Genomic DNA, 10528 nt, shown 5'->3' with positions numbered 1-10528 from the left:
AGGGTGATCCCCGACGCGATCCGCAGCCCGGTGCCGGAGAGCAGGTCATCGGGGAGCGAGTAACCGCTGAAGCCCTCGAACGTGCCGACGAAGATGAGCAGGACGCCGATGATCCAGTTGGCCTCACGCGGCTTGCGGAACGCGCCGGTGAAGAACGTGCGGAACATGTGCGCGAACATCGCGGCGACGAACAGCAGGGCGGCCCAGTGGTGAACCTGCCGCAGGAACAGGCCGCCTCGCACCTCGAAGGAGATGTGCAGGGCGCTGTTGTAGGCCTGGCTCATCTCGAGGCCACGCAGGTTCGCGAAGGAGCCGTTGTAGGTGACCTCGGTCATCGACGGGTCGAAGAACAGCCCCAGGAACGTGCCCGTGACCAGCAGCACGATGAAGCTGTAGAGCGCGACCTCGCCGAGCATGAACGACCAGTGCGTCGGGAAGACCTTGTTGAACTGCTTCCGCATCCCGGCTGCGGGATGGTAACGCTGGTCGGCCTCGTCGAGGGCCTGGCCCACCTTGGCGGCCAGCCCTCCGCCCGAGGTGGTGGGTGTGGTGATCGCACTCATGCCTGTCCCCCAAGCTCCCAGAAGGCGGGGCCGATCGGGTCCGGAAAGTCACCCGTGGCGATCAGGTAACCCTCCTCGTTCACTGTAATCGGAAGCTGGGGCAACGCGCGCGCTGCGGGACCGAACACCGGCTTGGCGTACTCCGTCGCGACGAACTGCGACTGATGGCACGGGCACAGGATGCGGTTGGTCTGCGCCTCGTACAGCGACGTCGGGCAGCCCAGGTGCGTGCACACCTTCGAGAAGGCGTAGTAGTCGCCGTAGTGCAGCGTCTCCTGGCCCTGCCGGTGGATCACCGGGGTGCCGGGGCGCAGGCGGATCAGCATCACCGGGTTGTCGGAGCGGGTCAGGGCCGCTTGGAGCGCGTGCTCGTTGCCCCGCTCGGACTCGCGGAACGGAAAGACCGTCTCCATGGAGCCGGCGGCCTGGTCCTCCGGGCGGATCAGCGAGACCTCGTCGGGTACACCGGTGTCGCGGCGCAGGTAGACGGTCTCCATCGGGCCGTTCGGCTTGCGGGGATCGGGCGCGGGGGCCCAGCCGGTGGTCCACAGGGCGGCCTTGTCGCCGCCCTTCCACGGGTTGCGAACCAGCGGCGCGATCGCCGCGATGCCGAGGCCGAGCCCGAAGACTCCGGCTGCGGCAGCCGCGGAGGTCTTGATCAGCGAGCGACGCGCGATGTCGACGTCCTTGCCGGCCTTGACCAGCTGGGCGATCACCGTCTTCCGCGCGAGCTCGTCGGAGCTGCCGTCGTGACGCTGCTGAACCGACACCTCGTCCGGGAAGAACTTCTTGACGTAGGAGATGACGCCCACGCCCAGCGCCAGCACGGCGAGGCCGAACGTGCCACCGACGAGCGGCGTGTAGAGCGCGTAGGCGAGGTGCCCGGGGTCCGACGGCGCCTTGTACTCGAACGGCCAGAACAGGTAGAAGCCCAGGAACGCCAGGCCCGAGATGGCGGCGATGACGAACCACAGCGCCACCGCGCGCTCGGCGCGCTTCTCCGCGCGGGTGCCCGGGACCGGGAACTTCTTGGCGTTGTGGACGATCTCGACGTCGTCCAGCTCGGCCGCGAGGCGCGCGAGCTGGTCGGGCGTCATGTCCTCGAGCTCGGCCGCGGTGGGCGTCCGGGGGCTCGAGCCGTGCTCGGAGATGCTCATGACTTCGCTCCCAGCCAGAGTGCGACACCGATGAGACCGGCGAGACCCACGATGAACGCGACGAGCCCCTCGGAGACCGGGCCGATGCCGCCGAGCGGGTTGCCGCCCGGGTTGTTCTTGCCGTCGCTCACCGACTTGATGTAGGCGATGATGTCCTCCTTCTCGGCCGGCGCGAGCTGCCGGTCGGAGAACTTGGGCATGTTCTGCGGGCCCGAGAGCATCGCGGTGTAGATCTGCTCCTCGGACGCCGGGTCGAGCGTCGGCGCGTACTTGCCCGACGACAGCGCGCCGCCGCGACCGGTGAAGTTGTGGCAGCTCGCGCAGTTGAGGCGGAACAGCTCGCCGCCGCGGGCCGGGTCGCTGCCGCGCAGGGCCTCACCGGTGGCCGCGGGAACCGTGGGGCCACCGCCGTTGGCCTGGATGAACGCGCCCAGCGCGTCCAGGTTGGCCCGGCCCTGCTCGGTCCCCGGGTCGAACGCGGGGTATGGCGGCTTGCGCTGCGCCTGCGCCTCCTGGCGCGCCAGCGGCATGCGGCCCGACGACACCTGGAAGTAGACGGCCGCGTCGCCGACGCCGATGAGGCTCGGGCCGCGGTCCTGCACGCCCTGGAGGTTGGCCCCGTGGCAGGTGATGCAGGTGTTGTTGTAGAGCTGCTGGCCCTTGGCGATCAGCGCCGCGTCACCCTGCGCCGTGGCCACCTGGGGGGCGGGCGTCAGGACGGTGTAGCCGACGCCCGCGCCGAGCAGGCCGATGCCGAGAGCGAGAACTCCGGCGACCTTGCGGCGGAAGCGGGTGCGCGGACCTCGGGAGGCCCGCTCGGGAGGTGTGGTGGTCATCGTCTGCGTCTTCCCAGCCCTTGCTAGTCGGCGGCGCGGCTATCGGATGAAGTAGATGGTGGCGAACAGGCCGATCCACACCACGTCGACGAAGTGCCAGTAGTACGACACGACGATGGCGGCGGTGGCCTGCGCGGGCGTGAACTTGCTCAGCCTCGTGCGGATGATGAGGAAGATGAACGCGAGCAGGCCGCCGATGACGTGCAGCCCGTGGAAGCCGGTGGCCAGGTAGAAGACCGTGCCGTAGGCGGCGGACGGGATCGTCAGCCCCTCTGCGACGAGGTTGCGGTACTCGTTGGCCTGGCCGAGCACGAAGATCGTGCCCATCACCAGGGTGAGCAGGTACCAGCGCCGGAGGCCGAACACGTCGCCGCGCTCCGCGGCGAACACGCCGAACTGGCAGGTGAACGACGACGCCACGAGGACGATCGTCACCACCAGCGCGTACGGCACGTCCAGCTCGTAGGGGGCCGGCGGCCACGTGTTGCCGGGTGGGTTCTGGGCGCGCGCGGTGAAGTAGATCGCGAAGAGCCCGGCGAAGAACATCAGCTCGCTGGACAGCCAGATGATCGTTCCTACGCTGACCAGGTTGGGGCGGTTCAGTGAGTGGATCCGCCCGCTGATGTTGGGAGCCGCTGTCGTCACTGGGGCATTATGACCCCAAGCGAACTTCTACAGCCTGTCGGGGCTCCTGGTTCGACCCCACCAACGAACAGGTGCGACCCGCGGTTCCACTAGTGTTCCCGCCGTGAACAGCCCCGTCGCCGCCGATCTCCTCACCGTGCTGGTGTTCAGCCACCGCCCGGAGGTCCGCGAGTCCATCGTCATGGCCGTCGGTCGCCGGCCCGCGCCCGATCTCGGGCGCGTGAAGTTCGTCGAGTGCGGAGGCATCGCGGAGGTCATCGCGGCCGCCGACGCCGGCGGCATCGACCTCGCCATCCTCGACGGCGAGGCGCAGCCCACCGGGGGCATGGGCGTGTCGCGCCAGCTCAAGAACGAGATCGACGACTGCCCGCCGATCATCGTCACCGTCCGCCGCCGCGACGACCGGTGGCTGGCCACCTGGTCGCAGGCCGACGCGGTGCTCGTGCACCCGCTCGACCCCCTCACCTCCGCCGAGACCGTTGCCGACGTCCTGCGTCGGTCACGGGCCGGCGAGCTGCCCGCCGTCCGGGGCTGAGCCCCGTGGCCGACACGGGCGCACAGACGTGGCCGGCCCTGATCGGCCGGCTCGTGCGCCACGAGGACCTCGCCGCCGCCGACACGTCCTGGGTGATGGACAAGGTGCTCGGCGACGAGGCCACGCCCGCGCAGCTGGCCGGGTTCCTCGTGGCCCTGCGGTCCAAGGGGGAGACGGCGGCGGAGATCGCCGGGCTCGCCGAGGCGATGATGCGCCACACCCGGCGGGTGCGGGTGGACGGCCGCGCGGTCGACGTGGTCGGCACCGGCGGTGACCAGGCTCACACGGTCAACATCTCCTCGATGGCGGCGGTCGTGACGGCCGCGGCCGGGGCGCCCGTCGTCAAGCACGGCAACCGGGCGGCGTCCTCGGCGTGCGGCTCCGCCGACGTGCTCGAGGAGCTCGGCGTCGCCATCGACCTCGAACCCCCGGGCGTCGAGACGTGCGTCGCGGAGCTGGGCATCGGGTTCTGCTTCGCCGCGATCTTCCACCCGTCCATGCGCTACACCGGCGGGGTGCGCCGCGAGCTGGGCGTGCCCACGGCGATGAACGTGCTCGGCCCGCTCACCAACCCGGCCCAGCCCGGCGCGGCCCTCGTCGGCTGCGCGGACGCGCGGATCGCCCCGGTGATCGCCGAGGTGTTCGCGAGCCGTGGCGCGTCGGCGCTCGTGGTGCGCGGCGACGACGGCCTCGACGAGCTCACCACCACCACGACGAGCACGGTCTGGGCCGTGTCGGGCGGGGAGGTGTGCCGGCAGAGCTTCGACCCGGCCGCGCTGGGCATCGCGCCGGCCACCCGGGAGGACCTGCGCGGCGGCGATGCGGCCACCAACGCGGCGGTGTTCCGTGCGCTGCTGGCGGGGGCTGAGGGCCCGGTCCGGGATGCGGTGCTGCTCAACGCGGCCGGGGCCCTCGTGGCCTTCGACGGTGCACCGTCCGACCTGGCCACGGCGTTCCCCGCCGCCCTGGAGCGAGCGGCGGCGGCGATCGACGGCGGGGCCGCAGCCACCCTGCTGGACCGGTGGGTGGAGCGCTCCGTGAGCCTGCGCTGAACCGGACATCCCGACGTTTCGGTCAGACCTTTCTATCGTAAAGGCCCCAACTCGCAGTGCTGCGGAGGCTGGCCGTGGTCGCGACCGGTACGACCGGAGAACTCACCGCGCCGACGCCGACGGCTACGTGCGCGTCACCGGGCGGCTCAAGGACATCATCATCCGCGGCGGCACCGACATCGGCGCCGGTGAGGTGGAGGGACCCAGAAGTCCCGGGACACGGGCTTCGTGCGGAAGAGCGCGTCGAAGTCGTGGAAGGCGCCGGGGACGACGAGCACCTCACAGGGCACGCCGCTGTCGTTCAGCCGCTGCGCGTAGGCGAGGTCCTCGTCGTGGAACAGGTCGAGGGTCCCGGGACGAACCCGGCCGAGGCGCGGCACAGGTCGGGATGGAACGGCGACGAGGTCATGCCTCCAGTTGACCATGCCTGAGGAACTGGTCGGCGAGCTCGCGGCGGATGGCCATCATGAGCGTGGCGTAGGCCGAGCGTCGGCTGGGTCGGAACTCCGGCGCGGCACGCCACACGCTCAGGTACACCCGCTCGGTGGCCTGCGTCCCGGTGTCCAGCATGCCGAACACCGTGGCCGCGGTCCGGTCGTAGAACGCGGCGAACGCGTCGAGGTCGCCGAGTCCGGTGGCGGTCAGCAGCGCGTCGGTGCTGTCACTGTCCAGGTGGTGCTGGGTGGAGGCCGGCATGGTCACTCTTCCGCTGGGCCCGGCGGACGTCATCGGTGACCCTGGGTCGGAGGTCACGCCGTGGTTCAAGGACTTCATGAACACTATGACGGCGGGCGCGGGGGCGCGAGCTGAGCCGGGCGGGTCCCACCGGACGTGCAGCCGTTCGCCCGGCCGGGGTCCCGCGGACCTCCCCGGCGTGCGTCGCGCTCGCCTCAGGCGCCGCAGCCGGGCGCGTCGGCGGTGGCGCGACCCAGGCCCAGGGGGTCGAGGTCGCGGGGGTCCGCCGTCGGGGCCCAGCGGCCGTCGATCACCGCGTAGTCCCAGCGCGCGCCGCGCTTGGTCAGCCCGCGCAGGGCGTCGAGGAGCCGGTCGATGTCGTCGGCTGTGGTGCCGATGCCGATGCTCGCGCGGACGGCGCCCTCGTTCGAGCCGGTCAGCCGGTCGACCAGCGGGTGGGCGCAGAACTTGCCGTCCCGGACGCCGATGCCGTGCTCGGCCGACAGGTACGCGGCGACGCGGCCGGGGGCGTGGTGGTCCACGGTGAACGCGACGACGCCGACGCGGTCGGTGCTGTCGCTCCAGGTGCGCAGCGGGTGCACGCCGGGCACGGTCGCCAACCCGTCGAGCAGGCGGTGCAGCAGCGCCCGCTCGTGCTCGGGAGCGATCTCGTCGATCACCGGGTCCAGGGCGCGGCACGCCTGGGCGAGCGCCGCGGCACCCAGCACGTTGGGGGTGCCCCCCTCGTGCCGTTGCGGGGCCGGCGCCCACTCCACGCGCACGTCGTTCCCGTCGGTCGTGACGCTGTGGCTCGCTCCGCCGCCCGCGAGGTGCGGCGGGGCGGCGTCGAGCCAGTCGCGGCGTCCGACGAGCACCCCGGCGCCGTAGGGCGCATAGAGCTTGTGACCCGACAGGGCGAGGTAGTCGATACCGGTGGCGGCGAGGTCGACGCGGCGGTGCGGCGCGAGCTGGGCGGCGTCGACGGCGAGCCGGGCGCCCGCGGCGTGGACGATGCCGGCGATCTCGGGGAGCGGCAGCAGCTCACCGGTGACGTTGCCGGCCCCGGCCAGCGTGACCAGCGCGAACGAGCCGTCGCGGAGCGCGGCGCGCAGGTCGTCGAGGGTCTGCGCGATCGTCGGCGCCGCCGGCAGCACGTGGTGCGGGCCGTCGACCCAGGGCAGCAGGTTCGCGTGGTGCTCGGAGTCGAGGCACAGCACCGCGCCGGGCACCGACGCGGCGAGCAGGTTCAGCGCGTCGGTGGTGTTGCGGGTGAACACCACGACGTCACCCGGGCGGGCGCCGAGGAACCGGCCGACGGTGTCCCGGGCCCGCTCCAGCACCGAGGTGGAGACCTGCGAGGAGTACCCGGCGCCGCGGTGCACGCTCGCGTAGTAGGGGAGGAGCTCGGCGACGTGGTCCACCACCGACCGCAGCGGCGGTGCGCTCGCGGCGAGATCGAGATTCGCGTAGCGCACCGATTCCCCGGTGACCAGCGGAACGGTCGGCGCCGGGGCCGTGGCGGGGGGACGAACAGACAGGGCGGTGCTCATGATGGTCCTCCGGACCCCTTTCAGGGCCCGGCTACGCACGGGCCCGCGCTTGCCGTCGCGTGTGCGCGACGGCCTGGTCGTCACCCGGAGCACCCCACCGCGGAGGAGGGTTGCCGGCCAGCGAGCCGGGGCTTGACGCTGGCGCTCTTGACCTGGAAGTCACGGTACGTCGCCGTCGCGACGGTGGTCAACCCGCGGTGCGAGCGTTCCCCGGGAATGCCCGTTACCGCGGCAGTTCTGGCCGTCCACGCGCTCGATCTGGCGGCTGTCGTCGCCGCGGCGCGGGCTGGCCGCGCGGGGGCGTCGCCGGCAGGCCAGCGGGCTCAGGCGTCGCCCGGCGGCGGGACGAGCCCGTCCCACGACCAGCGCGGGATGCGCAGCCCGTCGGGCACGTCGTCGGAGGCGTGGTAGCGCGTCATGGCGGTGGTGGTGGCCCACGTGAAGTAGTCGTGCAGCACCGGGCGGACCGACTCGTCGGCGCCGACGTCCTCCAGCGCCCGGTCGAAGCAGTCGATCGCCCGCCGGTCCATCTCCTCGTGCGGGCCGTTGCCGCTGTGCATCCGCACGACCGACGCCTCGTCGCCGAGGGAGTCCGAATAGGAGGCGGGACCGCCAAGGGCCTCGGCCCAGTAGGCGGCGAGCCGCCGGGTGTGGTCCGGGTGGAACCCGTGGCTGAAGGCGTGGGCGACCACCTCGTCGGCCAGCACCCTCGCGTGCCAGGCGGCGGCCAGGCGCAGCACGCCGTCGGCCCCGCCCGCAGCGTCGTACACCGATCGCATGGTCCGACGATGACACGTCGGGAGTACCGGCGGAATCACCCGTCTGCCGACTACGTAGGGTAAAGGGAGTAATCCGACGAATCCACGTGATGGGGTGTCCGTGTCGATGAGCACAGGTGGGCCGGCGAGCACGGACGGCTCGGAACGGCGCACTTCCCGGCGGACGATCCTGATCAGCATCGGGGCGGTGCTCGTGCTGGTCGCCGCGGCGATCGTCGTGGTCGTCACGACCAGGCCCGCCTCCCCGGCCGGGGGCGGAATCCTGCCGTCCGTCAGCGCGGGCGCCGACACGAGCGCGGCGAAGCTGCACGGCTGGGGCGATCCCGACCGTGTCGACGAGTTCACCGGTCCGCTGGACTCCAGCTGGGACGTCTACGACGGCCCCGGTCACAACGGCAACGGCCGCCGCTCGCCCGACGCCGCGAAGGTCGAGGACGGGGTCCTGACGATCACGGGGGACACCGACGGCGCCACCGGCGGCCTGGCCTGGGTGCCGGGACAGATGTACGGCCGCTGGGAGGCCCGCGTGCGGGCGCCCGTGGGCGACCCGACCTACAACGCGCTGCTGCTGCTGTGGCCCGACGCCGAGGACTGGCCCGTCGGCGGCGAGGTCGACTTCATGGAGCTGACCGACGCCAGCCGGCAGACCGCCGAGTACTTCATCCACTACGGCGAGAACAACCAGCAGGAGAAGGACGAGGTGGCCGTCGACGCCACCCAGTGGCACAACTGGGCCGTCGAGTGGACGCCGACGGCGGTCGTCGCCTACCTGGACGGCGTGGAGTGGCACCGCACCACCGACCTGGAGAAGCTGCCGCCCCGCCCGATGCACCTCACGATCCAGCTGGACTGGTTCCCGGAGGGGCAGGCGCCGGCCAGCAAGCAGTCGTCCATGCAGGTCGACTGGGTGAAGCAGTACCCGCTGCAGGGGTCCTGACCCCGGCTCACCGCGCGAACGACAGGTCGACCTGGCCGTAGGCCCCGAAGTCCGCGCGGACGGTGTCGCCGGCCGCGACGGCCGGTGGCACCGTCGTGGTGCCGGTGGTGACCACGTCCCCGGCGTGCAGCCCGGTGCCGAGCCGCACCAGCTCGGCCGCGAGCCACACCAGCGCCGCTCGCGGGTCGCCGAGCACGGCGCCGCCGCTGCCCCGGGCGGCGACGGTGCCGTTGACCACGAGGCTCGTCGGCCACGTGGGCAGGTCGTCGCCGCGCCAGTCGTCCACCCGCGGCCCCAGCACGAACATGCCTGCGCAGGCGAGGTCGGCGAGCAGGGCGGGCCCGCCCGACGCGGCGAAGTCGACGTAGCGGGAGTCGGGCACCTCGACCCCCAGGTACAGGTCGGCGACCGCCTCGAGGACCTCGTCCGGGCCCGCGTCCGGCGGCACGTCGCGTCCCATCCGGAACACGAACTCGGCCTCGACGACGCGCATGTGCAGGTGCCGCGACGGCAGCACGTCACCGGGGGAGAACCGGAACCGTTCGCACAGCCGGCCCGGCAGCGGGCCGTCCACCCCGATGTGGGCCTGGCCCGCCGCCGAGGTCGCGGCGATCTTCCAGCCGTACCCGGGCCCGGCGAGGTCGGCGAGTCGCTGCTGCGCCAGCCATCCCGCCGCCGGGGTCGGGGGCCGCAGCGCGGCAGGTAGGTCCTGGATCGTCCGGCCCGTGCGCCAGGCGTCCCGCAGGACGTGTGCGAGCCGGTCCGCTGCGTCGGATTCCACGGGCCCAGTCTGACGGTCCGTCGATCCCGGTGCCGGGGTTGTCCCTCGTCATCAGGCGAACCAGACACCGCGGAGACGCGTGATCGCGCCCGCCTTCCGGCGCGCCCGCGCCGTGCTGTCCCACGCCCCGCCGCGGAGCTCGCCGCCGGTACCGACCTCCCGGTGGTGCTCGGCTCGCCGTGGACGTCGGGGCCGCGACGGACGTGGTGCTGCGCCCCGACGCCTCCGTGCTGCTGCGGATGACGGTGTCGCGGATAGTCGTGGACGGCGAGCGCGTCGACGTCGAGCCCGCGCGGCGCCGACCCGCTGGCCGCGGGCGGTGACGAGGTGGTGGCGCACCTGCTGTTCGAGCGTCGTGCACGGCGCGACGGGGTTGGCGCCGATCCGCGTCGACCGGTTCGGCCTCACGTTCCGCGTCGACGGCCCGACGGGATCGCCGCGTGCCCGGCTCGACTTCACGGCGCCTCTCGCGCGTCCGCACGAGCTGCCCGGGGCCCTGCGACGGCTCCAGGAGCGGCCGAGCAGGTCCCGGCGTGGCCGTTCGACGATGCGGAGGGATCGCTCATGTGACGGGCTCGATGCGTGCGGGCCCCGTGCCAAAGAGATTCCTGTCCGGCGTCGCGGCGCCGGGGCTTGTGTCCGGCTCGTGGACAGGGCCGCTGGTGGAGCCTGTGGTCGCGTAGCTCGGCGCCCACCCCGGCGAGGATCTGCAGCGGCATCGTCTTCGCCGCGGGGAGCGGGCCCGCTGACAGCCATGGTGTGCCGTTCGACCGCGAGGATCAGCTGGCGCAGAAGATCAGGCGATGTCGAGGAGGTGGACCATCGGGCGTTGTCGCGGTTTTCGGTCGATGTCGATCCAGCCGGGTGGGATGAACTCCGGACGCCCACTGTCCATCCGGACCTCCCGGTCGGAGTGGTGGATCAGCCGGTGACAGGGCCGGCACAACATCACGCAGTTGTCGATGCGGGTGGGTCCGTTGTTCTCCCATTCGAGGACATGGTGGATCTCGCACCACGA

At 72.3% G+C, this 10528-nt stretch carries 14 protein-coding genes and 1 riboswitch; of the genes, 4 read left to right on the top strand and 10 right to left on the bottom strand.

The annotated features are described in order from the left end of the window. From BGP03_RS16775 to BGP03_RS16760, 4 genes are all read right to left on the bottom strand, one after another. On the bottom strand, window positions 1-563 hold a 563-nt coding region (locus BGP03_RS16775), incomplete at its 3' end, for a cytochrome b N-terminal domain-containing protein (RefSeq protein WP_299736689.1). Then, entirely contained in the window at window positions 560-1720 is a 1161-nt protein-coding gene (locus tag BGP03_RS16770) for a ubiquinol-cytochrome c reductase iron-sulfur subunit (RefSeq protein WP_298797883.1), read from the bottom strand. The genes BGP03_RS16770 and BGP03_RS16775, both read right to left, overlap by 4 nt. Continuing rightward, complete coding sequence (locus BGP03_RS16765) at window positions 1717-2556, bottom strand: c-type cytochrome (protein ID WP_296367119.1); 840 nt, start codon at window positions 2554-2556, stop codon at window positions 1717-1719. The genes BGP03_RS16770 and BGP03_RS16765 overlap by 4 nt, the downstream gene beginning before the upstream one ends. A 39-nt stretch (window positions 2557-2595) precedes the next feature. After that, complete coding sequence (locus tag BGP03_RS16760) at window positions 2596-3201, bottom strand: heme-copper oxidase subunit III (protein WP_296367121.1); 606 nt, start codon at window positions 3199-3201, stop codon at window positions 2596-2598. 181 nt (window positions 3202-3382) lie between these two features. Between BGP03_RS16760 and BGP03_RS16755 the strand changes: the two genes are divergently transcribed. Together BGP03_RS16755 and trpD are read left to right on the top strand one after the other, a co-directional pair. After that, a complete protein-coding gene (locus tag BGP03_RS16755) occupies window positions 3383-3736 on the top strand; it encodes a hypothetical protein (RefSeq protein ID WP_296367136.1) in 354 nt (117 codons plus the stop codon). A gap of 5 nt (window positions 3737-3741) precedes the next feature. Continuing rightward, window positions 3742-4788, top strand: a complete 1047-nt coding sequence (trpD, locus tag BGP03_RS16750) for an anthranilate phosphoribosyltransferase (RefSeq protein WP_296367123.1) — start codon at window positions 3742-3744, stop codon at window positions 4786-4788. 158 nt (window positions 4789-4946) lie between these two features. On the opposite strand, the gene BGP03_RS16745 is transcribed toward trpD, so the two are convergent. The 4 genes from BGP03_RS16745 to BGP03_RS16730 all read right to left on the bottom strand — a co-directional run bounded on the left by BGP03_RS16745 (window position 4947) and on the right by BGP03_RS16730 (window position 7783). Then, window positions 4947-5168: an alpha/beta hydrolase fold domain-containing protein gene (locus BGP03_RS16745; protein ID WP_296367124.1), complete on the bottom strand. Its 222-nt coding sequence runs from the start codon at window positions 5166-5168 to the stop codon at window positions 4947-4949. A gap of 25 nt (window positions 5169-5193) precedes the next feature. Beyond that, the gene (locus BGP03_RS16740; RefSeq protein ID WP_296367125.1) at window positions 5194-5484 is read right to left on the bottom strand and encodes a hypothetical protein; all 291 of its coding nucleotides are present in this window, start codon (window positions 5482-5484) and stop codon (window positions 5194-5196) included. Window positions 5485-5678: 194 nt separating this feature from the next. Beyond that, the gene (locus tag BGP03_RS16735) at window positions 5679-7013 is read right to left on the bottom strand and encodes an aminotransferase class V-fold PLP-dependent enzyme (RefSeq protein ID WP_296367127.1); all 1335 of its coding nucleotides are present in this window, start codon (window positions 7011-7013) and stop codon (window positions 5679-5681) included. 40 nt (window positions 7014-7053) lie between these two features. Next, window positions 7054-7166: riboswitch (SAM riboswitch) on the bottom strand. A 170-nt stretch (window positions 7167-7336) separates the two neighbouring features. Continuing rightward, complete coding sequence (locus tag BGP03_RS16730) at window positions 7337-7783, bottom strand: group II truncated hemoglobin (RefSeq protein ID WP_298797882.1); 447 nt, start codon at window positions 7781-7783, stop codon at window positions 7337-7339. Between the two features lie 115 nt (window positions 7784-7898). On the opposite strand from BGP03_RS16730, the gene BGP03_RS16725 reads away from it, so the two are divergent. Continuing rightward, on the top strand, window positions 7899-8729 hold the full coding sequence (locus BGP03_RS16725; protein WP_298797881.1) for a glycoside hydrolase family 16 protein: 831 nt from the start codon (window positions 7899-7901) through the stop codon (window positions 8727-8729). A 7-nt stretch (window positions 8730-8736) separates the two neighbouring features. Here BGP03_RS16725 and BGP03_RS16720 read toward each other — a convergent pair whose 3' ends face one another. Further along, window positions 8737-9510 carry a fumarylacetoacetate hydrolase family protein gene (locus BGP03_RS16720; RefSeq protein ID WP_298797880.1) on the bottom strand — a complete coding sequence of 258 codons (774 nt, stop codon included), beginning with the start codon at window positions 9508-9510 and terminating at the stop codon, window positions 8737-8739. 179 nt (window positions 9511-9689) lie between these two features. Here BGP03_RS16720 and BGP03_RS16715 point away from each other — a divergent pair, with 179 nt between their 5' ends. Further along, complete coding sequence (locus BGP03_RS16715) at window positions 9690-9833, top strand: hypothetical protein (RefSeq protein ID WP_298797879.1); 144 nt, start codon at window positions 9690-9692, stop codon at window positions 9831-9833. Between the two features lie 473 nt (window positions 9834-10306). Here BGP03_RS16715 and BGP03_RS16710 read toward each other — a convergent pair. Next, a partial coding sequence (locus tag BGP03_RS16710) for an HNH endonuclease signature motif containing protein (RefSeq protein WP_299736683.1) occupies window positions 10307-10528 on the bottom strand: 222 nt, incomplete at its 5' end.

It is taken from the genome of Pseudonocardia sp. 73-21 (assembly GCF_001899645.1).
In the GTDB taxonomy this organism is placed as follows: Bacteria; Actinomycetota; Actinomycetes; order Mycobacteriales; family Pseudonocardiaceae; genus Pseudonocardia.
This window is presented reverse-complemented; position numbering and strand designations above follow the sequence as displayed.